This window comes from Bradyrhizobium quebecense (assembly GCF_013373795.3).
GTDB classification, from domain to species: domain Bacteria; phylum Pseudomonadota; class Alphaproteobacteria; order Rhizobiales; family Xanthobacteraceae; genus Bradyrhizobium; species Bradyrhizobium quebecense.
In genome coordinates, this window is the sequence record NZ_CP088022.1 from 3981116 (window position 1) to 4005082 (window position 23967).

Sequence of the window (23967 nt, forward strand, 5' to 3'; positions counted from 1 at the left end):
CAAAGAAGTACGTCAGCGAAATATATGCGCACCGGTTTCAACGCCGCGAAGGCTGTGTGCAAGACTAAGAACTACACGGCTGGCGCGCGAGAAAAAGCCGCGCGCGGATCGATGGTATGATCGCCCCCAATTTTCGGCAGATCCAATTTCCGGAGGGCTGACCAGACAAAATCTAGCAGATTCCACCCGCTTGAGAAGGCAGCCTGACCACGCAATTGCGCACGGGGGCCGGACCCATAACCGAAGGTGATTGTTGCGCGACGGCGGGGCCACAGCTCTCTTTAACAACACACCCCCGTGGTTATGGGTCCACATTCAGTGTCGTACTGGTTTTCGCCAGGACGACGTGTGGAGAGGCCCGCGATCGATCTCGACGCCATCAGACTCTCAGCCGGCGAAGACTTACCGCCCCTGCTGCAAACTCCCCTCCAGCCGCGCCAGCTCGCCGTCGAGGTCGCGCTCGACGTTGGCCACCTGCATGTCGACCACCCGATAGTCGCGCGCTTCGAGCCAGGCGCGGCGATTGGCGCGGTCGGTGCCGATGGCCTCGCTCTCGTTCGGATTGACCAGTTCGATCGCGAGCCGGTGCACGAAGGAGACGAAGTCGGGGATGTGCCGGCCGACCGGGGTCTGGCGCTTGAACTGGCCGGCGAAGCGGCGATCCCGCGTCAGCGCCTGCCACAGGATCCGCTCGGCGTCGGTCGGGTTGCGGCGGAGCAGCCGGGCGAGGCCGCGCACCGTGCTGGAGTTGTCGGCGGCGGCGCCGCCCTGTCCCTGCTCGGCGAGCAGCGCCCGCAGCCGGGTCGCCTGGGCGCCGTCGAGCACGCCGCCCTTGGCCGGGCCCTTGCGGCCCTCGGCGATCGCCATCACGACTCCATGGAGCGTGTGCATGTCCTGCTTGGTTGGATCCATCCGGGTGAAGATGTTGCGCAGGTTCACCAGCATGGTGTCGCGCTTCTCCGCCGGCCGCAGGAACTCGACCTTGTCGAGCTCGGCAACGAGGTTGTCGAAGAACGCCTGCATCTGGTGCTGGGAGGCCGGCTCGGACCGCTCCGGCATCGCGAACGGCAGCGCGCCGGCGGTCGAGAGCTTGAACCATTCGTACCCCATCAACAGCACTGCCTGCGCCAGGTTGAGCGAGGCGAAGCCCGGATTGACCGGGAAGGTGATGATGCGGTTGGCGAGCGCGACCTCCTCATTGGTCAGGCCGGAGCGCTCCCGCCCGAACAGGATGCCGGCCCCGCCACCGGAGGCGACGTGGCTGACGATCTCGCCCGCCGCGCCTTCCGGTCCGACCACTGGCTTGGCCTGGTCGTGGGCGCGCGCGGTGGTCGCGAACACCAGCGTGAGATCGGCGATCGCCTGCTCGACGGTGTCGAACAGCTCGACGGAACCGATGATGTGGTCGGCGCCGGCGGCGGCGCGCTGGGCGGCGACATTCGGCCAGCCGTCACGCGGATTGACGATGCGCATCCGGGTCAGCGCGAAGTTGCCCATCGCGCGCGCGGCCATGCCGATGTTCTCGCCAAGCTGCGGCTCGACCAGGATGACGACGGGACCGGCAAGGTCGTGCCCTGCCTTGGTCTTGTCGGTGCCGGACATCTAACTTCACTTTCTGATTCAACGTCTGAAGATTTTGAATCAGCTTCCGAAGCGGCTGATTCAAACTCTCATGCAGGGCGGCGCAACTAGCTTTGCACCGGTTTTGCGCGGGACCATTTTCTCCAAGGAGATAACAGGGTTAGCGGCGTTTGCGAATCCTCAATCGGAATCCCAATCGCACGGAGCGAAGACCGTCGCTTGCGCGCGCTTCGCCTTCGGATAGGCTATCAACCACAACCAAAGCGAAGCTGTAAAGGCACGCTTGAGACGCCGCTTGAACGGCGAGGGCACTTGGGTCGAAGCACTTGGGGCGATGATGCGGGGCAGACGGACGCTGGCGATTGTGGGCGTGGTCTTGATCGTGGCGGGGGGCCTGCTCGCCCACCTCACACAGACCGCAGGCGGCATCCGGATCGCGGATGTCAGGTTCAAGGGCGCCAAGGGCAACACCATGAGCGCCCTGCTCTACATCCCGCCGAACGCGACGCCGCAGATCCCGGCGCCCGGCATCCTCGCCGTGCACGGCTACATCAATTCGCGCGAGACCCAGGACGGCTTCGGCATCGAGTTCGCCCGCCGCGGCTATGTGGTGCTGGCGCTCGATCAGACCGGCCATGGCTACAGCGACCCGCCCTCCTTCGCCAACGGCTTTGGCGGACCTGACGGCCTTGCCTATCTCCGCAGCCTGCCATTCGTCGACAAGGAGAACATCGGGCTGGAGGGCCATTCGATGGGCGGCTGGACCGTGCTGGCGGCCGCCACCGCGATGCCCAACGACTATAAATCGATGGTGCTGGAGGGCTCGTCCACCGGCAAGCCGTTCGCCGCCGAGGGCACCGCGAGCTGGCCGCGAAACACCGCGCTGGTCTTTGCCCAGTACGAGGAGTTCTCCACCCTGATGTGGGGCGTCGACCTCGCCCGCGACGTCACCAAGAGCCCGAAACTCTGGGCGCTGTTCGGCACGCAAGGCACGGTCGAGCCGGGCAAGGTCTATGGCGATCCGGCCAACGGCACCGCCCGGGTGCTGTACACCCCCGCGATGACCCATCCAGCCGAGCACATCTCGCATGAGGCGATCGGCTACAGCCTCGACTGGTTCGCCAAGACGTTGAAGGGCGGCACGCCTCGTCCGGTCGACGACCAGATCTGGTTCCGCAAGGAGATCGGTACCCTGATCGCGCTGATCGGCTTCGTGGCGCTCATGATCGGGACGTTCGACGCGCTGCTGGAGGCGCCGATGTTCTCCCGCCTGCGGCTGCCGGCGGCTGGCGACGGCACCATGCCGGCGCATCAGGCCGCCGGCGGCCGGCGCTGGACCACGACGTTCATCCTGTCCGCCTTCATCCCCGCGCTGACCTACTACCCGGCCTTTGCACTGGGCGGCACATTCGTCACCCCAAGCGCGTTCCTGCCGCAGGGCATCACCAGCCAGATCCTGGTTTGGGCCATCATCAACGGCCTGATCACGCTGGCGCTGATGTGGTTCGTCCCGAAGCGCGCCAGCCGGGCCGGCCTCGTCGGTCAATCCGTCGTGATCGCGGTGGCCTCGGTTGCGGTGGGCTACGCTGCGCTCTGGCTCGCCGACCTCGCCTTCAAGATCGACTTCAGATTCTGGATCGTCGCACTCAAATTGATGAGCGCGAAGCAATTCCTCATCTTCCTGATCTATCTGATTCCGTTCACGGCGTTTTTCGTGGTGGCGCTACACGTGCTGCACCGGAATTTCTCGACCATGGGCGCCCCGCGCGGAGCGCTCTATCTGACCAACATCCTGGCGCTGACGCTCGGTTTCATCGTGGTGCTTGTGCTGCAATACGGCACGCTGTGGCTGACCGGAAAGCTGTTCAACCCGATCCCGGACCCCAGCTTCGTGCCGCTCTCGACCATCGTCGCGATTCAGTTCGTGCCGCTCCTGGCAATCGTCGCCGTGATCGCGACCTTCACCTGGCGGCGAACCGGATCGAGCCTGCCGGGGGCCCTGATCGCGGGCCTGTTCGTGACCTGGTACATCGTGGCCGGGACCGCCACGCAGGTCCCGCTTTAGAGGGGTTCAGGTGAGGAAAACCCGTCCAGGACAAGGAGCGAGAGCCGCCGTCAGAATGGCGGTTCTCGGTGAAAAGATGGGCTGAAAGTGCATAACCGGTGCGCTTCCGCCCGTCCCCGGGCGGTGCTATAGCGCAGGCGTATTCCACCCCCGCCGTCAAAAGCGCGCCGTTCCCAAGAGGGCCTCCCCGTCATGGCAAAAATCAAGGTATCCAACCCCGTCGTCGAGCTCGATGGCGACGAGATGACCCGGATCATCTGGCAGTACATCAAGGACAAGCTGATCAACCCGTTCCTGGATGTCGAACTGCTCTATTTCGATCTGGGCATGGAATACCGCGATGAGACCAATGACCAGGTGACCATCGACGCCGCCGAAGCCATCAAGAAGGTCGGCGTCGGCGTCAAATGCGCCACCATCACCCCCGACGAGGCCCGGGTGAAGGAGTTCGGCCTGAAGCAGATGTGGAAGTCGCCGAACGGCACCATCCGCAACATCCTCGGCGGCGTGATCTTCCGCGAGCCGATCATCTGCAAGAACGTGCCGCGCCTGGTTCCCGGCTGGACCAAGCCGATCATCATCGGCCGCCACGCCTATGGCGACCAGTACCGTGCCACCGACATCAAGTTCCCCGGCAAGGGCACGCTGTCGCTGAAGTTCGTCGGCGAGGACGGCACCGTGATCGAGCGGGAAGTGTTCAAGGCGCCGGGCGCCGGCGTCGCAATGGAGATGTACAATCTCGACGACTCCATCATCGATTTCGCCCGCGCCTCGCTGAACTACGGCCTGCTGCGCAACTACCCGGTCTACCTCTCGACCAAGAACACCATCCTCAAGGTCTATGACGGCCGCTTCAAGGACATCTTCCAGGACATCTACGACCGCGAGTTCAAGAAGGAATTCGAGGCCAAGGGCCTGACCTACGAGCACCGCCTGATCGACGACATGGTCGCCTCGGCGCTGAAATGGTCCGGCGGCTATGTCTGGGCCTGCAAGAACTATGACGGCGACGTGCAGTCCGACACCGTGGCCCAGGGCTACGGCTCGCTCGGCCTGATGACCTCGGTGCTGCTCACCCCGGACGGCAAGACGGTGGAAGCCGAAGCCGCCCACGGCACCGTGACCCGCCACTACCGCGAGCACCAGAAGGGCAAGGAGACCTCGACCAACTCGATCGCGTCGATCTTTGCCTGGACCCGTGGCCTGGCCCACCGCGCCAAGCTCGACAACAACCCGGAACTGGCGAAGTTCGCCACCACCCTGGAGAAGGTCTGCGTCGCGACCGTCGAAGAAGGCTACATGACCAAGGACCTCGCGCTCCTGGTCGGCGCCGACCAGCGCTGGCTCTCCACCACCGGCTTCCTCGACAAGGTCGCCGAGAATCTCGGAAAGGCGATGGCGGCCTAATAACGGCTGCCTGTTGCCGAACACAGCAGCGAGCGTGACCATGACCTTTCCCGGCCGGGTGACGCTCGCATCCTTGCTGCTGACCGGCTCGGCGGCACTCGCTGCCGATCCGCTGCCCGCCCCCGTTGCGGCGCCCGACGAGACCGCGGTCCTCACCGTCCACGCCGAGGGCGTGCAGGTCTATGAGTGCAAGCCGGTCATCGACGGCAAGCTCGCCTGGTCGTTCCGCGAACCGGTCGCCACCCTGATCGCCGATGGCCGCACCGTCGGCCGGCACTATGCCGGACCGAACTGGGAGCATGTCGACGGCAGCGCCGTGACCGCCCGCACCGCCGGCAGCGCGCCCGGCGCAACGCCAGCGGACATTCCCTGGCTGAAGCTCGAGGTGATCTCCCACCGCGGCAACGGCCTGCTCTCCAGCGTCGCCACGGTGCAGCGGATCAACACCTCGGGCGGCGAACTCAGCGGCGCCTGCGACAAATCAGGCGCACTGAAGAGCGCGGCGTATTCGGCGGATTACGTGTTTCTGCGGAGAGACTAGAGCGTTTTCGAGCGAAGTGGATACCGGTTCGCGTGAAGAAAACGCGTCAGAACAAGAATCTAGAGCTTCGGTTCTGATTCAATCAGAACCGAAATGCTCTAATCGCGGATGCCGCCGTCGGTCTCGCGCGGCGGCGCTTGTGCGAGTTCGCCGGCGGCAAGGTCGCCACCGGCCGCAAGCGGGTCGGCAAGCCGCGCCTCCGCCGTCTCCCTGACATGGGCGCCGAGCGCCGGGATCCGCTCGGTCAGGGCATGGAAGTCCTGCGCATCGAGCAGCAGCAGCTTGGTCTTCCGCGTCGCCGTCACCGTGCCGGAGCGGCTGGTCCGCCTGAGCAGCGCGATCTCGCCGAAGAACGAGCCGTCGGCAAGCCGCACGCGTTGGCTCGGCAGGTCGATCTCGACCTCGCCGGCGGTGATGAAATACATCGACGACGCCGGATCGCCGCGCCGCACCAGCACCTCGCCGGCCTCGATGGTCTGCGACCGCAGCAGGCGCATGATGTCGGCGATCTCGGCAGCGCCGAGATGTGAGAACAGCGGCACCCGCGCCAGCATGCCCCAGGTCACGACGAAGTCGCGGCGCCGGACCTCGTCGGCGAACGCGGTCGAGACGATCGCGACCGGCAGCGCGATCATCGCAAAACCGACCACGATCGCAACCACCGTGACCATCCGGCCGAGCACCGTCACCGGGACGACGTCGCCGTAACCGACGGTCCCGAGCGTCACGATCGCCCACCACATCGCCTGCGGCATGGTGCCGAACTTGTCCGGCTGCACCTTGTGCTCGATGGCATAGAGCAGCGAGGCGAAAAGCAGCACCGCGCCGGTCAGGATCACGACGCAGCCGAACAGCGTGCGCCGCTCGGCATGCAGCGCCGCCAGCAGCGAGCGCATCGCGGTCGAATAGCGCACCAGCTTGAGGAACGGCAGCATGCCGAACAGCACCAGCGCGGTCTTGTCGCCGATCGCGAGCGCGATGGTCGACGGCAGGAAAGCAAGCAGGTCGATCACGCCGAGCGCCGAGCAGGCGTATTCCAGCCGCGCCTGCAGCGGCGTCATGTCGCGCAGCGAGCGGCCGACCACGCTCCAGAGCCGCGCGGCATATTCCAGCGCGAAGGCAGTCACCGCGGCGATCTCGATCGCCGTGAACAGCCACCAGAATTGGGCATCGATCTCCGGCACCGACGCCAGGATCGCTGCCAGCACATCGACGGTGATGATCGCGACGACGAGCCGGACAAATCGCGCGCCGACCGAATATGGCAGGTGGTCCTGCTCGAGCAGCTCGTAGAGACGCTCCCGCAGTCCGGGATCGCTGATCGTTGGCTTACCCGGAGCCGTCGCCACGATCAGCCTCTCCGTCAGGCGCCAGCCGATGCCTGTTGAGTCATGGCTTGCTCGATCGCCGACAGCGCGGCGTCGGCCTTGGCACCGTCGGGCCCGCCGGCCTGCGCCATGTCGGGCCGGCCACCGCCACCCTTGCCGCCGAGCACCTCGGAGCCCTTGCGCACCAGCTCGACCGCGTTGAAGCGCGAGGTCAGGTCGGCGGTGACGCCGACCACGATGCCGGCCTTGCCGTCCTCGGTGACGCCGACGATCGCGACCACGCCGGAGCCGATCTGCTTCTTGCCGTCGTCGACGAGGCTCTTCAGGTCCTTGGTCTCGACGCCTTCGACCGCGCGCGCGAGCAGCTTGACGTTGCCGACCTCGCGCACGCCGGAGGCGGCACCATTCGACGACGCTCCGCCGCCCATCGCGAGCTTCTTGCGGGCATCCGACAGGTCGCGCTCGAGCTTCTTGCGCTCCTCCATCAGGGCCGCGATGCGCGCCGGCACATCCTCGATCGTGGTGCGCAACTCGGCCGCCGCGGTCTTCGCCAGCGTCATGGTGTCGTTGGCGTGCTTGCGCGCATGATGTCCGGTCAGCGCCTCGATGCGGCGGACGCCGGACGCGACCGCGCTCTCGCTGGTCACCGAAATCAGGCCGATGTCGCCGGTGCGACGAACATGGGTGCCGCCGCAGAGCTCGACCGACCAGCCAAGCGCGTTCTGGCCGTGCTCGCGGGCGCTCTTGCCCATCGAGACGACGCGAACCTCGTCGCCATACTTCTCGCCGAACAGTGCGCGCGCACCGGCCTCGCGGGCGTCGTCGACACCCATGACGCGGGTCGTCACCTCGTCATTCTCCAGCACGACATCGTTGGCGATGTCCTCGACCCGGGCGAGCTCTTCCGGCGTAATCGGCTTCGGATGCACGAAATCGAAGCGCAGGCGATCGGGCGCGACCAGCGAGCCGCGTTGCGCGATGTGATCGCCGAGCACCTGGCGCAGCGCCTCGTGCAGCAGATGCGTCGCCGAGTGGTTGGCGCGGATCGACGAACGCCTGGCGTGGTCGACCTCGAGCTGCAGGGCGGTGCCGACGTTCAGGGTGCCCTGCTCCACCGTGCCGACATGCACGAACAGGTCGCCGGCCTTCTTCTGCATATCGGTGATGCGGAATTTGACCCCCTCGCCGGTCAGGATGCCGACATCGCCGACCTGACCACCGGACTCGGCATAGAACGGCGTCTGGTTCAGCACGATCGCGCCGCTCTCGCCGGCCTTGAGGCCGTCGACCTCGGCGCCGTCCTTGACCAGTGCCGTCACCACGCCTTCCGCACTCTCGGTCTCATAGCCGAGGAATTCGGTTGCGCCGAGCTTCTCGCGCAGCGGGAACCAGATGGTCTCGGTAGCCGCCTCGCCGGAGCCTGCCCAGGAGGCGCGCGCCTTCTCGCGCTGGCGGTTCATCGCATCGGTGAACGATGCCTGGTCGACGCTGATGCCGCGCGACTTCAGCGCGTCCTGCGTCAGGTCCAGCGGGAATCCGTAGGTGTCGTACAGCGTGAACGCGGTGTCGCCGTCGAACATGTCGCCCTTCTTGAGGCCGGCGCTTTTCTCATCGAGGATCGAGAGGCCGCGCACCAGCGTCTTGCGGAAGCGCGTCTCTTCCAGCTGCAGCGTCTCCTCGATCAGCTTCTCCGCGCGCACCAGGTCCGGATAGGCCTGGCCCATCTCGCGGACCAGCGCCCAGACCAGGCGATGCATCAGCGGCTCGCTCGCGCCGAGCAGCTGCGCGTGGCGCATTGCGCGGCGCATGATCCGGCGCAGCACATAGCCGCGGCCCTCGTTCGACGGCAGCACGCCGTCGGCAATCAGGAACGCCGAGGAGCGCAGATGGTCAGCGATCACCCGGTACGACGCCACGTTCTGCGGGTTCGGCCCATGGCCGAGGGCCGATGCAGCCGCATCGATCAGGTGGCGGAACAGATCGGTCTCGAACACGCTCTCGACGCCCTGCAGGATGCAGGCCATGCGCTCCAGCCCCATGCCGGTGTCGATCGAGGGACGCGGCAGCGCCACGCGCTCCTCCTTCGTCACCTGCTCGTATTGCATGAACACTAGGTTCCAGAATTCGAGGAAGCGATCACCGTCCTCTTCCGGGCTTCCCGGAGGTCCGCCCCAGATATGCTCGCCGCGATCGATGAAGATTTCGGAGCACGGACCGCACGGGCCGGTATCGCCCATCGCCCAGAAATTGTCCGAGGTCGCGATGCGGATGATGCGATCGTCGGAGAAGCCCGCGATCTTCTTCCAGTAGCCGGCCGCCTCGTCGTCGGTGTGGTAGATGGTGACGAGCAGCTTGTCCTTTTTCAGCCCGAAATCCTTGGTGATCAGATTCCAGGCGAGCTCGATCGCGCGCTCCTTGAAGTAGTCGCCGAACGAGAAGTTGCCGAGCATCTCGAAGAAGGTGAGATGGCGCGCGGTGTAGCCGACATTGTCGAGGTCGTTATGCTTGCCGCCGGCGCGGACGCACTTCTGCGACGTCGTGGCACGCTGATAGCCGCGCTTCTCGACGCCGGTGAAGACGTTCTTGAACTGCACCATGCCGGCATTGGTGAACATCAGGGTCGGGTCGTTGCGCGGAACCAGCGGCGACGATGCCACGATCTCGTGGCCGTTCTCCTTGAAGAAGTTCAGAAATGTCGACCTGATGTCGTTGACGCTGCTCATGTTCATCCAATCGGAAAAAGGGGCCGGCCAGCCGCAAAAAGGCGTCATTTTCCGGCCGAACGCTTTTAGACATTGCCAGCTGCGGTGTCCAGAAACTGTGCAGGCGGATCATGGGCTTGCCGCGGCAGCACAAAGCCCATTGGATAGCCGCGAGAGCTGCGTTGACAGTCTTGGTGGCGCCGTGTTTTCTACCTACCTGTTATTAGTCACGTCGGGAGAGACCGGCCTTACCGCCGGCGCCGAAGGAGCAACCGCCCCGGAAACTCTCAGGCAAAAGGACCGCGTGACGTCTAACATCTGGAAAGAGGCGCTGGGGTTCTCCCCGATGCGTCCGCCGACGGGATAATACTCTCAGGCACAGCGACAGATGGGGCTTTCTGCAGGTTTCTCAAGGGGAAATAGGTCCCCGGCGGGAACCGCGAGGGCCCTGTGATGCTTGCGCGCGAAACTTCCCCGCTGAAACAGACCCCGCTGCACGCGCTGCATCTGGCGCGCGGAGCCAAGATGGTGCCGTTCGCCGGCTACGACATGCCGGTGCAATACACCGCCGGCGTGCTGAAAGAGCACCTGCACACCCGCAAGGAAGCCGGCCTGTTCGACGTGTCCCACATGGGCCAGCTCGTGCTGAGGGCGAAGTCGGGCAAGGTCGCGGACGCCGCGCTCGCGCTCGAAAAGCTGGTGCCGCAGGACATCGTCGGCATCGCGCCGGGACGGCAGCGCTACGCGCAATTCACCAACAATGACGGCGGCCTGCTCGACGACCTGATGGTCGCGAATTTCGGCGATCACCTGTTCCTGGTGGTCAACGCCGCTTGCAAGGCCGAGGACGAGGCGCATCTGCGCGCGCATCTCTCCGAAGCTTGCGAAATCGTGTCGCTGGCCGACCGCGCGCTGATCGCGCTGCAGGGGCCGAAAGCAGAATCGGCGCTGGCGAAACTTTGTGCAGATGTCAGTTCGATGAAATTCATGGACGCCGGTCCGCGCCGCGTCGGCGATATCGACTGCTTCGTCTCGCGCTCCGGCTATACCGGCGAGGACGGTTTTGAGATTTCCGTGCCCGCAGACAAGGCGGAGGCCTTGGTCACCGCATTGCTGGACAATCCCGATGTACTTCCGATCGGGCTCGGCGCGCGCGACAGCCTGCGGCTCGAGGCCGGGCTCTGCCTCTATGGTCATGACATCGACACCACGACGACGCCGGTCGAAGGCGCGCTGGAGTGGTCGGTGCAGAAGGTCCGCCGCAGCGGCGGCGCCCGAGCCGGCGGTTTTCCGGGTGCCGACAAGATTCTCGCGCAATTCGCCGACGGCGCCGCTCGCCGCCGCGTCGGCCTGAAGCCCGACGGCCGCGCACCGGTGCGCGAAGGCGCCGGCCTGTTCGCCGATCCGACCTCGACCGAGCCAATCGGCAAGGTGACCTCGGGCGGCTTCGGCCCGAGCCTCAATGCGCCGGTTGCGATGGGCTACCTGCCGACATCCCTTTCCGCGCTCGACACCACGGTTTTCGCCGAAGTGCGCGGCCAACGGCTGCCGCTCAAGGTCGCAGCCACGCCCTTCGTTCCCAATACCTACAAACGCTAAACGCCAAAGGATCGATCACCATGACGACGCTGTACACGTCCGACCACGAATGGCTCCGCATCGAGGGCGACGTCGCCACGATCGGGATCACCGACTACGCGCAGTCGCAGCTCGGCGACGTCGTATTCGTCGAACTGCCCAAGGTCGGCCGCAGCCTGAAGAAAGCCGAGGCCGCAGCGGTCGTCGAATCCGTCAAGGCCGCCTCCGACGTCTACGCGCCGATCACCGGCGAAGTGATCGAGGTCAACGAGGCGCTCGCGGCCGAGCCCGCCCTGGTCAATTCGGATGCCGGCGGCAAGGCCTGGTTCTTCAAGCTGAAGATTGCCGACAGGGGCGAACTCGGCGGCCTGATGGACGAGGCCGCCTACGCCGCACACACCGCCTGAGGATCAGTTTAAGGATCAAGCCATGAACGCGCCCTTCAAGCCGATCAACGAAGCCGCCACCGATTTCGTCCGCCGCCACATCGGACCGTCACCGCGCGACATCAACGCGATGCTGGAAACGGTCGGCGCCGCGAGCCTGCAGGCGCTGATGAATGAGACGCTGCCGGCATCGATCCTTCAGAAGGCGCCGCTCGATCTGGGCCGGGCGCTGAGCGAGACCGAGGCGCTCGCGCATATGAGCGAGCTCGCCGCGCAGAACCAGACCTTCACCTCGCTGATCGGCCAGGGCTATTCCGGCACCATCCTGCCCGCGGTGATCCAGCGCAATATCCTGGAGAACCCGGCCTGGTACACCGCCTATACGCCGTATCAGCCGGAGATCAGCCAGGGGCGGCTCGAAGCCCTGTTCAATTTCCAGACCATGATCTGTGACCTCACCGGGCTCGACGTCGCCAACGCCTCGCTGCTCGACGAGGCGACCGCGGCCGCCGAAGCGATGGCGCTCGCCGAGCGCCACTCGCAGGTCAAGGCAAAGGTGTTCTTCGTCGACAAGGAGGTGCATCCGCAGACGCTGGCGGTGATGCGCACGCGCGCCGCGCCACTCGGCTGGGCGCTGGTGGTCGGCGATCCCCTGACCGAGCTCGACAAGGCCGACGTGCTCGGCGCGCTGCTGCAATATCCCGGCACGACAGGCGCGGTGCGCGACCTCCGGCCGGCGATCGCATCGCTGCACGCCAAGGGTGCGCTTGCGATCGTGGCCGCGGACCTGCTGTCGCTGGCTTTGCTGACCTCGCCCGGTGAGCTCGGCGCCGACATTGCCATCGGTTCGGCGCAGCGGTTCGGCGTGCCGATGGGTTATGGCGGACCGCACGCCGCCTACATGGCCGTGCGTGACACGCTGAAGCGCTCGCTGCCCGGCCGCATCGTTGGCCTCTCGGTGGATTCGCGCGGTGCACCGGCCTATCGGCTGGCGCTGCAGACCCGCGAGCAGCATATCCGCCGAGAGAAGGCGACCTCCAACATCTGTACTGCGCAGGTGCTGCTCGCCGTGATCGCTTCGATGTATGCGGTGTATCACGACCCGGAAGGCCTGACGCATATCGCGCGCAGCGTGCATCGCCGCGCCACCGTGCTCGCCGCAGGCCTGCGCAAGCTCGGCTTTGCGCCGACCAGCGAGGCATTCTTCGACACTGTGACGGTCGAGGTCGGCGCGAAGCAGATCGAGATCGTCTCCCGCGCGCTCGCGGAGCGGATCAATCTGCGTATCGGTGCGACCACGCTCGGCATCGCGCTCGACGAGACCACGACGCCGGAGACCGTCGAGGCGGTGTGGCGCGTGTTCGGCGGCAAGCTCAGCTTCGCCGAGATCGAGGCGGCCGCGCGCGAGGCGCTGCCGAAGGAGCTGCGGCGCACCAGCGCCTTCCTCACCCACCCGGTGTTCAACACCCACCGCTCGGAGACCGAGCTGCTGCGCTACATGCGCAAGCTCAGCGATCGCGACCTCGCGCTCGACCGTGCGATGATCCCGCTCGGCTCCTGCACGATGAAGCTCAACGCCACCACCGAGATGATCCCGCTGACCTGGCCGGCGTTCGGCAACCTGCATCCGTTCGCGCCTGCGGATCAGGCCAAGGGCTATCACGCGCTGTTCAAGCGGCTGGAGCAGTGGCTGTGCGACATCACCGGCTATGACGCGATCTCGCTGCAGCCGAACTCCGGTGCGCAGGGCGAATATGCCGGGCTGCTGGCGATCCGTGGCTATCACCTCGCGCGCGGCGAGCCGCACCGCAAGGTGTGCCTGATCCCCTCCTCCGCGCACGGCACCAATCCGGCCTCGGCCGCGATGGTCGGCATGGACGTCGTGGTTGTCGCGTGCGATGCGCGCGGCGATGTCGACGTCAATGATCTCCGCGCCAAGGCGGAGAAGCATTCGGCCAATCTCGCCGCCGTCATGATCACCTATCCGTCGACCCACGGCGTGTTCGAGGAGCATATCAGCGATATCTGCGACATCGTGCATGCGCATGGCGGCCAGGTCTATCTCGACGGCGCCAACATGAACGCGCAGGTCGGGCTGTCGCGGCCCGGCGATTACGGTGCCGATGTCAGCCATCTCAATCTGCACAAGACCTTCTGCATCCCGCATGGTGGCGGCGGCCCCGGCATGGGCCCGATCGGCGTGAAGGCGCATCTTGCGGCCTATCTCCCGGGTCATCCCGCAACCGACGGTACGACGGCGCACGCGATCGGCCCGGTGTCGGCCGCGCCGTTCGGCTCGGCGTCGATCCTGACCATCTCCTACATCTACATCCTGATGATGGGCGGCGAAGGCCTCACGCGCGCGACCGAGGTTGCGATCCTCAACGCGAACTACATCGCCGCACGGCTGCAGCCGCACTTCCCGGTGCTGTACCGCAACGAGCGCGGCCGCGTCGCGCATGAGTGCATCGTCGACCCGCGGGCGCTGAAGACGACCAGCGGCGTCACCGTGGACGACATCGCCAAGCGGCTGATCGACTACGGCTTCCACGCGCCGACCATGAGCTTCCCGGTGGCGGGCACGCTGATGATCGAGCCGACGGAATCGGAATCGAAGTTCGAGATCGACCGCTTCTGCGACGCGATGATCGCGATCCGGGGCGAGATCGCGGAAATCGAGAAGGGCCGCTGGAAGGTCGAGGCGTCGCCGCTGCGCCACGCACCGCACACCGTCCACGACATCGCCGACGACGCCTGGAACCGGGCCTACGCCCGCGCCGAGGGTTGCTTCCCGGCCGGCGTGTCGCGGTCCGACAAATACTGGAGCCCGGTCGGCCGCGTCGACAATGTCTACGGCGACCGCAATCTGGTGTGCTCGTGCCCGCCGATCGAGGACTACGCGCAGGCGGCGGAGTAACGGGCCATGTTGCAGGATGGGTAGAGCGCAGCGAAACCCATCCTACGGTCCGGCAATCATAAGGCCCGACGAGACCGCGGGCGAACGACGGCGAGCAATACCGCCGCAGGAGGAAACATGCGCGAGGAATTCTGGTTTCATTTCCCGTTTCGCGTCCGCTATTCCGAAGTCGACGCGCAGGCCGTGGTGTTCAACGCGCACTACCTGACCTACTTCGACACCGCGATAACAGAATATTTTCGCGCGCTCGGCTACGACTATCTCGGCGAGGTCGCGCGGACTGGCATCGATTTTCACACCGTGAAATCGGTGGTCGAGTACAAGGCGCCGATCCGGTTCGACGAGGACATCGATGTCTGCGTACGGGTCGCGAAGATCGGCCGTTCCTCGATCGTGCTTACGCTCGCGATCTTCGCCAAGGGCTCCGACGACCTGCGCGCCACCGGCGAGATCATCTGGGTCGCCACCGATCAGAAGTCCCACCAATCGGTCGCGGTGACGGAAGACCTGCGTGCGCTGATTGCGAGCCGGGAAACGGCGCTGGCGTAACACGCCGCCTGCCGGCGTCAGGCGGATCAAGCCTTACGGCGCGACCAAGGTGCGGCCCTCGGCGTCCCAGCACCATAAGCGCTCAGTGGTCAATTCGGTGCCGCCCCACCAGCGATGGATTGGATTGTACTGGCTGAAGTCGCCAGCGCCCGCGACGATTGCCCTGCCGAGGCCGGTCAGCGCGAGCCGGCTCCGCTTGTAGCGTTGGTGACGTTCCGGGTCCTCGTGCATGTCGAGATCGAACGGCCCATCGTCGAAGCCGGAGATGGCAGGCACCGGACAGTGAGCCAGCCCATCCAGTAAGGCCCCCGTTTCCCAATAACCGAACGTCCGCCGGGGGCTGAGTTTCTCGTGCCCGGGAAACAAATCGTACGGATGGACATGTCCTGCCGAGAGCAACTCCAACATCCGCATTTCCGTTGCGCCAAGCCCGGAGCCACGCGAGGGAAGCTCTTCCAGGAGCGCTACGACTGAGCTGCGCAATTGCGGAAGTGCTCCTGGATCCCGAGTCAACAGATTGAACCAGGCTTCCGGCGTTGATGCGCCCCAAGCCGCCCACGCAGCGCCGGCGACTTCGAGATGATGCCCGCGGACGGGAGCGAGGCGCAGCTGCCAAGCGGCCAATTCGGCTGGCTGTTGCTCGCCGATGATGTGATCGGTCTGCAGCATCGCAAGCCTGGACGTGACGCTCGCATGCGGGCGCAGGTAATCCAGCAGCCAGATCAATTGCAGTTGTGAGTTCGGATCGGGATCGACCCAAAGATCGACGGCATCGAAGAGCTCGCAAAATTCGATCAATCCGAGACCCTGACGATGCGCATCCTCAAGCAATCTGCCGGTGAGATTGTCCAGCCAATGAGCCCCGGCGCGATGCGAAGCGGCGCGCGGCGAGAACAAGGCATCCAGCTCGCTTGATGGCGGCAATTTTCCGCAAACGAACCGCTGCTCGACGCCAACAACGCAATCGGCGAGCCGCGCGGCCTTCAGGCCACCAGCGCCGCTATCGGTGAATGTGAGGATGAGTCGGCTCATAACAGGTCATTCGCGGTCACAGGATTCATCGGTCCAACTTGCTGAACGACACTTTGCGAGCCTCCGGCTTCGATCCAATGCGTGGACCTATGGAGCGACCAAAGTGCGGCTCTCGGCGTCCCAGCGCCACAGCCGCTCGTTGGTCAACTCCGTGCCGCCCCACCAACGATGGATCGGGTTGTGCTGGCTGAAGTCGAGCTCGCGATCCGACACTTCCTGGCCGAAATCGGTGAGCGACAGCCGACTGTCCCGGTGTCGGCTGTCCCGGGCTTGCAGATCGTCAGGCGCTTCGATCTCCGCGGAGAATCCGGCCAGAACCGGCGATCGACAATAGACGAGTCCATCCAGGATCAACGAGGTCTCCTGAAAATCGAACACGCCACGCTCCCTGTTCAACTCGCTTGAAAGGACCCTCGGCCTTGTCACGCCGTCGGCGATGAGATCCAGCGTCCGCAATTCGGTCGCGCCGAGGCCGGTGTCTCGCCCGGGAAGCTCCTCGAGCAGCGCGATCAGCGCCGCCCTGAGCTGCGGGATGGCCGACCGATCCTGCATGAGAAGGTCGAAACAGGGCTCGGGAGTCGGAGCGCGATAGGCATTCCAGGCCCAGCTCGCCAATTCCAATCGCTCATCGGTCACCGCAAGTGCAGGCAGTTGCCATTTCGCCGAGCTCTCGCCTCGGTATATGCCGATCTCGACATCGGTCTGGACCAGACTGAGCTTCGCCACGACATGCCGGTGCGGACGGAGCACGTCGAGCAACCAGACCAGCACCAGCTGGTCATTCGGCCGGGGATCAGCCCATAACTCGACGCTGTCGCAACGCTCGCAGAGCTCGACAAGACCGACGTCCCGACCGATCGAGCCAGTCCATCTCGAACTGGCGAAGTCGAGCCAGTGCGTGTCGAAATCGACATGCACTGCGGAACGCGGTTCCAGGAGGGTCGCGAGGTCAGCTGGCGAGGGCATTTTCCTCCAAACGAAGCGTGGCCTCAACCCGACGACGATATCCGCCCTTCGCGCCTGCCTCAGGCGAAAGCTCGCGAGATCGCTTGTCGCAAGGATCAGACTTGTCACGATGCGCGCGGCTCCCACTACGTGCTATGGCCAGTCACCGCCGGATTCCAGCGCCAAAGGCTGTCGTTGGTGAGGTGGGTGCCGCCCCACCAGCGATTGATCGGATTGTGATCGGTGAAGTCCGCCTTGTGGGCGAGCACCGCCTTGCCAAACTCTGTCACGGACAAGCGGCTTCGCTGGAAGGCCTCCAGGCGACCTCTCGCATTGTCCGGGTCGATAGAGCGCAAGCCATCGTCAAGCCCGGCGATCGCCGGCTGGGGTCCATGCACAAGCCCCTCGAGCAGCCTGCCGATTTCCATGTCGTTGAAGACGCCGCGCTGGCGAAAGCCGCGGAGGTAGAATAGCGCGTTGGTCCTCATGAATCCCGCCGCGATCAGCTCGAGCAACCGCATCTCGGTCGCGCCAAGTCCCGATCCGCTCCATGGCAGCTCACGAAGCAGATCCAGCAGAGCCGGCCTCAGCAAGGGAAACGCACTCAGGTCGCGGTGCACCATATCGAAACACGTCTGCGGAGTTGTCGCCCGATACGCCTGCCAGCACATGCTTGCGGTCTCGATATCCACAGGTCGGATGTTAGCCAGCGGGACCTCGTTCCAACCGCGCCATGCCGGGTCCATCGTTAGCAGGCTGAAGCCGACGAGACGCAATTTCAGCTTCGCTAACATGTCCGGCTGAGCATGAAACTGGTCGAGCACCCAGATCAACTGCAGCTGATCGTTTGGGTCAGGGTCAAACCACAATTCGATGATGTCGAACGACTGGCAATAATCGTTGAACGCGAGGTCCTTCCAAGTCGCGCGCTTCGCGGACGGGGAAATCCAATCCGACCAATGATTCCCCGGCTTCTGGCCCGCTCGCACGCTGAAATAGGCCGCCAGCTCTTGTGGCGAAGGCAGCACGCCCCAGGCGAAGCGAAATGAAAGCGGAAGCACCGCGTCGCCCAGACCTGCGCGTTTCAGGTCGAGCCCAGATGGATTACCCAAGATCAGGCGCTTCACCGCTTCAACTCACTGAACACCGGCTACAGAACCAAACGGGCGCCGAAGACGTCGGCAACTCAACGTCCTCAGCGCCCGCTTGCAGCGAAATCGTGCCAGCCTTGAAGCTTATTCCTCAGCGGCCGCCGGCTCTTCCCCGTCGGCATCGCGCTCGGGCGTACCGGCAAGGATCTGCTCGGCGATCAGGCCGGAGTTCTGGCGGATCGCAGCTTCGATCTTGGCGGTGATGTCGGGATTCGCCTTCAGGAACGCCTTGGAGTTCTCGCGGCCCTGGCCGAGCCGCTGGCTGTCATACGAGAACCAGGCGCCGGACTTCTCGACAATGCCGGCCTTGACGCCGAGGTCGAGGATCTCGCCCATCTTGGAGACGCCCTCGCCATACATGATGTCGAACTCGACCTGCTTGAAGGGCGGTGCCAGCTTGTTCTTCACCACCTTGACGCGGGTGGTGTTGCCGACCACCTCGTCGCGCTCCTTGATCGCGCCGATGCGGCGGATGTCGAGGCGGACCGAGGCATAGAATTTCAGCGCGTTGCCGCCGGTCGTGGTCTCCGGCGAGCCGTACATCACGCCGATCTTCATGCGGATCTGGTTGATGAAGATCACCATGGTGTGGGACTTGTTGATCGAGGCGGTGAGCTTGCGCAGCGCCTGGCTCATCAGGCGCGCCTGCAGGCCTGGCAGCGCGTCGCCCATCTCGCCCTCGAGCTCGGCCTTCGGCACCAGTGCCGCGACCGAATCGATCACCAGCACGTCGACCGCGCCGGAGCGCACCAGCGTATCGCAAATCTCCAGCGCCTGCTCGCCGGTGTCCGGCTGCGAGATCAGGAGCTCGTCGATGTTGACGCCGAGCTTGCGCGCATAGACCGGATCGAGCGCGTGTTCGGCGTCGATGAAGGCGCAGATGCCGCCCTTCTTCTGGCCTTCCGCCACGGTGTGCAGCGCCAGCGTGGTCTTGCCCGAGGATTCCGGCCCGTAGATCTCGACGACACGTCCCTTCGGCAGACCGCCGACGCCGAGCGCGATATCGAGTCCCAGTGACCCCGACGACACCGTCTCGACATCCATCGAACGGTCGTTCTTGCCGAGCTTCATCACCGAGCCCTTGCCGAACTGGCGCTCGATCTGGGAGAGCGCGGCTGAGAGGGCCTTGGACTTGTCCATGGAGGATCCTTCGACGATACGCAGTGCAGTAGCGGACATTTGGGATGTGCTCCTTATGGCGGGGATTCGCTAGCGGGAAAGATGGGCGATGCGATCAGGCGGAATTGTTGATAGAAACCCCGTACCACGTTTGTTCTATGTTCGCAATATGTTCTTTCTGGCGTGTCGGTGCTGTCCGTATTTAAGCCCCCGTGTCCTAAGTTGATTTCTGGAGTGTCCCAACTCCGATTAAGCTAACGATAACCATGACTTAGCCGTTGTTCTCGGTAGGACTACTGAGTCGCGCGGTGGATGTTCTGCCCATAGCAACACTTATGGTCCGCCAAGTGTTCTCCATCCACAGGGGAGAAGTGTTACCGAGGTTCTCCGTGGGTGAACGGAGTTCCGAATTAACTAGGAACCCTATGGCTATGGGCCTATTGCTTATTCGCCACTGCGCGGCACGCGGTATCTGTCGGTGATGAGAACGCCCGGTTAGCGCTCCTGCCTTCCTCTAACGGAACGGAGCGCGCCATGGTCATAAAGCGATCGCGTCTCATGCACACAGAATCACTTGAAGAGCGTCTCAACATCAAGGCACAGCGGCTCCTGAAGGAGGCTTGGGGGCACTCCACCGGCGTCGAGCGCTCCCGCCTTATCCGCAAGGCGCGCCTTGCCGAAACCGCCTCACAGTTGAGCGACTGGCTGCGGTCGCCGGGTTTACGAGCGCTGACGTTAGGGGTCGATACCATTTCCATGCGCAAAGCGGCGCAAGCAGGATAGTCAATTTTCGTAGGCGCTGGGCAAGCAAGAGCGATACGGCAATCAAGGCGGTCCTGAATTACTTCTGGAGCAGGCTCCGCAAGTAAAAGGTCATCGCACTCGAAAGTGCAATTTCCGGGATTTTGTTCCTACCCTCTCGGACTGGAAGGCTACGCCGCCTGTAAGAGTTTCAAACGGGCGGCGTAGCTTTGTCTGGGCCCTTAGTCCCTGATCTTGCCCTTGCCTTCGCAGGCCGTGCATTTGACCGGATAGATTCTGTGACCCGGCTGCACCGCCTGCGCAATTGGCTGGACGCCCATTCCATTGCAGTTTGGGCAGATACGCTCTTTGATCTTCGGCTGCATGTTTGAGCCTTTCTGGCCGCCTCATTTGGGCGAATCGAAAGGGGCCGCTCCACGCGCGGCCCCTTGCCGGTTTAGTTTCGAAAATCTGTTCGGGATGAAAATCTAGCCCCGGCAAGTCTTACGTTAGAGTTTTCAACAGACCTTTAGGATTCCGATAAACTACGGTGTTTCGCTATCGGAACCAGGAACCTGACATTAGACGCTCGCGTTAACTGACCGCTTGCCTCTCAACGAAAGGGACAAAGAGGAGGTTGGCATGATGGAGCATCCCAATCTCGATTCGTATGTAGTTCGAGCGCGCATCTGTCTTGGTATTGCGATCATTGGCGCGGTGCTGTTCGCCACGGTGATGCTCACTGGCATACGATAAGGCCGCCTCAGTTGGCGGCGGCCTCTTTCTTTTTTGATCTCGATCTCAGCTTCGTTTCCGTATGTCCTCGGTTAGGACTTCCAGATCGTCGCTGCTGCGCGTCCTAATTCCAGGTTGCGAGTGCCCAAATTAGGACAGCACCGGCGTGTCGGTACCCGCCTGTTTCCATTCCCAGTGGTCTACTTTGAAATTTCGAGTGGCCTAGTTTGGGTTTAACCGCGTCGCAACCATGCGTTGCCCGTTGTTCTCAACACGACTACCGAGCAGTCCTATTCACCTTTCTAGGCATATAGATTTCGATTGGACACCATCCGTTCCAGGTCCACAGAACAGAGGGATTACCGGGATCTCTCCGTGGGTGAACCGAGTTCGTAAATCGCGATCTTTGCAATGTTCACTTTGGAACTGAGCACCGGCCATTTGCATATTAGGATTCGTGGAACTCAAACCCAACGGTTAGGACCCGAAGGCGAGGTAGAGGTGTCATGAAGGTAAGCGCGATTTTCTTCGCACGCCGGCGGTTTTGATGGATTGCCCTGGTATCGGGCGATACCGAGCCGTTCAGGCAGTGGCGGCTTTGTGGAAGTTGAAGGGCAGCAGGTCTGTAATATCGGCGTCGCCGGCGCGCTGAGGCAATTCGGTGAGGACGTGGCGCAACCACGCTAACGGCTCGACACGTGAGGCGCGGCAGGTCAGCATCAGGCTATAGACGACGGCACTGGCCTTGGCTCCGTCCACGGTATCGCTGAACAACCAACTCTTCCTGCCAGTTGCAAAAACCCTGATGTCGCGCTCCAGAAGATTGTTGTCAATCGGCATGCTGCCGTCCCCGGTGTAGCGCGTCAGATATTCCCATTGGTTTCGGGTGTAGGATACGGCGTCGCCGAGCTTGCTGTCAGGCAAGACCTTCGGGGCCATGTCATCGAGCCATACTTTGAGAGCATTGAGGATGGGGACACTATGTTGCTGGCGGAAGCGGCGAATGCAGTAGGCCTGTGTTTCACCCTTCTCCGGTATTCCGTCCCACGCCCGCCTTTCAACCCGGTAGAGCTGTTCAAAGAACCGCAGCGCTTGCTCGGGCGGACCGCCGCCCTTCTTCCTGGCTTTGAGGGCATCGACAAAGCGCCGCCGGGAGTGGGCCATGCATCCAATGTGGGTGGCCCCTTCCAGCGTGCGCCATGCGGTATAGCCGTCACTCATTACAATGCCACGGTAATCGCCGAGGAAGGCTTGCGGGTGGATTTGGCCGCGGCCCGGCTGATAATCCAGAAGAACGATCGGCTCGTGGCTGCCCTTGCCGCTGCGATAAGCCCACATGTACGATGTGCTGGTGGCCCGTTTGTCCTTCTCCTTGAGGACCTGAACCGTTGTCTCGTCGCCATGGATGAGAGGTTGTGATCTGAGCCGCAGCTTCAGGGCGTCGTAGATGCGATGCAGATGCTTCTCGCTCGAGCCAATCACCCAGTGGCCCAAAGCGCCGCGGCTGACAGGAACACCTGCACGTTCGAAGGCCTGCGCCAGGCGGTAGAGCGGCGTGCCATCGACATATTTGTGAACCAGCGCGAACGCCAGCGTCGAGGGCGTGGCAACGCTGCCCGGCAATGGTTGCGGCGGCATCGGCGCGGTCACGACAGGGGCGTGGATCCCGGTGCGATCGCAATGGCGGCACGCATATTTGAAGCGCACATTCTGTAAAACCTTCGCCTTCACCTCGATATGAAGTTGCTCGGTGACAGCCTCGCCCATGCGATGCATCTGGCCACGGCAGCAAGGACACGCCTTCTGATCGTCGGACAGGTCATACTCGACGCGCTCACGAGGTAGGTTCCCCGGCAGCGGCTTGCGGCCGCGCTTCTTTCCCATTGTGTTTTCGACGGGTGGCAAGCCCGTGTCCGGAAGTTCGGCGATATTGTTCGTTTCACTGCCGGCGTCCTCCTCATCGGAGGCCTGCTCGGCTTCATTGAAGAGACGATCAACATGCTTTTCGCTGCGCGGCGCAAAACGATGCAGGCGTGCCAGCGCCAGTTCTTCCTCGAGCTTGGCGACGCGGTCGGCGAGTTGATGGTTCTCCGCCTGCAGCGCAGCAATGCGTGCCAACAGCACTTCAACACTCGGATCGCCGGTTCGATTCATCGAATTCTTGAATCTGAACCGTACCGACGCGTCAACCGCTCAACTCGAGAGCTCAGCCGGCAACCTGATATTGCCGCACCGGATGGCGGACCATCGCATCGATATCGATGCCGTCAAGGATCCAGTGCAATTGCTCCGTCGTCAGCGTGACGATCGCCTCCTGGCGGCGCGGCCATCGGAACCTGTCTTCGGTCAGCCGCTTCAGGACCAGTACAAAGCCGGACCGATCGAAGAACAGAAGCTTCATCCGGTCGCAACGGCGATTGCAGAACGCAAAAACCGCCGGAGTGAATGGATCGAGCGCCATCGTCTCCTGGACCAGGACCGCAAGGCTGTTGATGCCAGCCCGGAAGTCGATCGGCTCACGGTGCAGATAGACCTGCAGGTCATCGCCCAGTCTAAACATCGCCCAGCGCTCCGATGATCGCCGTCAATGCATCCACATCGCCGCATTCCAGCGCGAGCTTCACGCCATTCGGCAGCGACACGCTCACTTTGGCCGGAGAACAAAAAGCTGGAGTCCCTTTGGGTTCCGAACCACGCACTTCATCGTAAGCCGGCAAATCAACCGTCGCCACGCTGTCTTTTCGCGACAGGTCCCGCTCGGACTTCCCCTCAAGCTGAACCGGGATGAACGCCGGGCGTGAGGACGGCGGCAGCGACCTGGTCGCGCTGTGCTTCTTGATCCACTTCCGAAGGAGGTTCGCGTTGACCCCATGTTCGAGTGCAAGCCTCGATACCGAAACCCCAGGCTCAAGGCAGGCCGCGACAAGACGCTCTTTCGATGCCGCCTCGTAGCGCCGGCGACCGTTCCGGCCGACAAGCCTGACCCGCAGTTTCTGATCATCGTCGCTCATCACAAGGTGTCCACCTATTTTGGTGGACACCTCATGCATCAGGACTCTCAAAAGCAAAAGGTGCGGAGAAATTCGCGCTTACTCATGAAGCGACGACGACGCCGGGTTGTTCAGATTATCCCCCTTGAAGAACGTCTCACCCAGCAAGCCAGAGAGCTGCGCCAACGAGCTAGAGCAGA

19 protein-coding genes and 1 riboswitch are annotated in these 23967 nt (G+C 63.6%); of the genes, 8 read left to right on the forward strand and 11 right to left on the reverse strand.

Going from position 1 to position 23967, the window contains the following annotated elements; genetic code table 11:
• Positions 1-402: 402 nt before the first annotated feature.
• A complete protein-coding gene (locus tag HU230_RS19375) occupies positions 403-1602 on the reverse strand; it encodes a TrmJ/YjtD family RNA methyltransferase (RefSeq protein WP_176530294.1) in 1200 nt (399 codons plus the stop codon).
• A gap of 349 nt (positions 1603-1951) precedes the next feature.
• On the opposite strand from HU230_RS19375, the gene HU230_RS19380 reads away from it, so the two are divergent.
• The 3 genes from HU230_RS19380 (at position 1952) to HU230_RS19390 (ending at position 5594) form a co-directional block, all read left to right on the forward strand.
• Positions 1952-3646: an alpha/beta hydrolase family protein gene (locus tag HU230_RS19380; RefSeq protein ID WP_224943369.1), complete on the forward strand. Its 1695-nt coding sequence runs from the start codon at positions 1952-1954 to the stop codon at positions 3644-3646.
• Between the two features lie 192 nt (positions 3647-3838).
• The gene (locus tag HU230_RS19385; RefSeq protein WP_092115336.1) at positions 3839-5053 is read left to right on the forward strand and encodes an NADP-dependent isocitrate dehydrogenase; all 1215 of its coding nucleotides are present in this window, start codon (positions 3839-3841) and stop codon (positions 5051-5053) included.
• A 40-nt stretch (positions 5054-5093) separates the two neighbouring features.
• A complete protein-coding gene (locus HU230_RS19390) occupies positions 5094-5594 on the forward strand; it encodes a DUF3455 domain-containing protein (RefSeq protein WP_176530293.1) in 501 nt (166 codons plus the stop codon).
• Positions 5595-5692: 98 nt separating this feature from the next.
• On the opposite strand, the gene HU230_RS19395 is transcribed toward HU230_RS19390, so the two are convergent.
• Together HU230_RS19395 and alaS are read right to left on the reverse strand one after the other, a co-directional pair.
• Complete coding sequence (locus HU230_RS19395; protein ID WP_176534954.1) at positions 5693-6946, reverse strand: cyclic nucleotide-gated ion channel; 1254 nt, start codon at positions 6944-6946, stop codon at positions 5693-5695.
• Positions 6947-6957: 11 nt separating this feature from the next.
• Positions 6958-9645 carry an alanine--tRNA ligase gene (alaS, locus tag HU230_RS19400; protein WP_176530292.1) on the reverse strand — a complete coding sequence of 896 codons (2688 nt, stop codon included), beginning with the start codon at positions 9643-9645 and terminating at the stop codon, positions 6958-6960.
• A 202-nt stretch (positions 9646-9847) separates the two neighbouring features.
• Positions 9848-9936, forward strand: a riboswitch (glycine riboswitch).
• Positions 9937-10077: 141 nt separating this feature from the next.
• Between alaS and gcvT the strand changes: the two genes are divergently transcribed.
• The 4 genes from gcvT to HU230_RS19420 all read left to right on the forward strand — a co-directional run bounded on the left by gcvT (position 10078) and on the right by HU230_RS19420 (position 15054).
• Positions 10078-11223 (forward strand): glycine cleavage system aminomethyltransferase GcvT, encoded by a 1146-nt coding sequence (gene gcvT / locus HU230_RS19405; protein WP_176530291.1) that lies wholly within the window; start codon positions 10078-10080, stop codon positions 11221-11223.
• Positions 11224-11243: 20 nt separating this feature from the next.
• Positions 11244-11609 carry a glycine cleavage system protein GcvH gene (gene gcvH / locus HU230_RS19410; RefSeq protein WP_176530290.1) on the forward strand — a complete coding sequence of 122 codons (366 nt, stop codon included), beginning with the start codon at positions 11244-11246 and terminating at the stop codon, positions 11607-11609.
• 22 nt (positions 11610-11631) lie between these two features.
• Positions 11632-14505, forward strand: a complete 2874-nt coding sequence (gene gcvP / locus HU230_RS19415; RefSeq protein ID WP_176530289.1) for an aminomethyl-transferring glycine dehydrogenase — start codon at positions 11632-11634, stop codon at positions 14503-14505.
• A gap of 117 nt (positions 14506-14622) precedes the next feature.
• Positions 14623-15054 carry an acyl-CoA thioesterase gene (locus HU230_RS19420; RefSeq protein ID WP_176530288.1) on the forward strand — a complete coding sequence of 144 codons (432 nt, stop codon included), beginning with the start codon at positions 14623-14625 and terminating at the stop codon, positions 15052-15054.
• A 33-nt stretch (positions 15055-15087) separates the two neighbouring features.
• Here HU230_RS19420 and HU230_RS19425 read toward each other — a convergent pair whose 3' ends face one another.
• From HU230_RS19425 to recA, 4 genes are all read right to left on the reverse strand, one after another.
• Entirely contained in the window at positions 15088-15951 is an 864-nt protein-coding gene (locus HU230_RS19425; RefSeq protein ID WP_224943372.1) for a hypothetical protein, read from the reverse strand.
• A gap of 222 nt (positions 15952-16173) precedes the next feature.
• Entirely contained in the window at positions 16174-17052 is an 879-nt protein-coding gene (locus HU230_RS19430) for a hypothetical protein (protein ID WP_224943374.1), read from the reverse strand.
• A 125-nt stretch (positions 17053-17177) separates the two neighbouring features.
• Complete coding sequence (locus HU230_RS19435) at positions 17178-18158, reverse strand: hypothetical protein (protein ID WP_224943376.1); 981 nt, start codon at positions 18156-18158, stop codon at positions 17178-17180.
• A gap of 108 nt (positions 18159-18266) precedes the next feature.
• Positions 18267-19361, reverse strand: coding sequence for a recombinase RecA (recA, locus tag HU230_RS19440; RefSeq protein WP_176530286.1), 1095 nt, complete (start codon positions 19359-19361; stop codon positions 18267-18269).
• A 474-nt stretch (positions 19362-19835) separates the two neighbouring features.
• Between recA and HU230_RS19445 the strand changes: the two genes are divergently transcribed.
• Positions 19836-20084, forward strand: a complete 249-nt coding sequence (locus HU230_RS19445) for a hypothetical protein (protein ID WP_176530285.1) — start codon at positions 19836-19838, stop codon at positions 20082-20084.
• A 200-nt stretch (positions 20085-20284) separates the two neighbouring features.
• On the opposite strand, the gene HU230_RS44095 is transcribed toward HU230_RS19445, so the two are convergent.
• The 4 genes from HU230_RS44095 to tnpA form a co-directional block, all read right to left on the reverse strand.
• Positions 20285-20428 carry a hypothetical protein gene (locus HU230_RS44095; protein ID WP_420831831.1) on the reverse strand — a complete coding sequence of 48 codons (144 nt, stop codon included), beginning with the start codon at positions 20426-20428 and terminating at the stop codon, positions 20285-20287.
• 931 nt (positions 20429-21359) lie between these two features.
• Positions 21360-22931 carry an IS66 family transposase gene (gene tnpC / locus HU230_RS19450; protein ID WP_166213725.1) on the reverse strand — a complete coding sequence of 524 codons (1572 nt, stop codon included), beginning with the start codon at positions 22929-22931 and terminating at the stop codon, positions 21360-21362.
• A gap of 52 nt (positions 22932-22983) precedes the next feature.
• Positions 22984-23337: an IS66 family insertion sequence element accessory protein TnpB gene (gene tnpB, locus HU230_RS19455; protein ID WP_166073804.1), complete on the reverse strand. Its 354-nt coding sequence runs from the start codon at positions 23335-23337 to the stop codon at positions 22984-22986.
• Entirely contained in the window at positions 23330-23788 is a 459-nt protein-coding gene (gene tnpA, locus HU230_RS19460; protein WP_166073826.1) for an IS66-like element accessory protein TnpA, read from the reverse strand. The genes tnpB and tnpA overlap by 8 nt, the downstream gene beginning before the upstream one ends.
• Positions 23789-23967 lie beyond the last annotated feature (179 nt).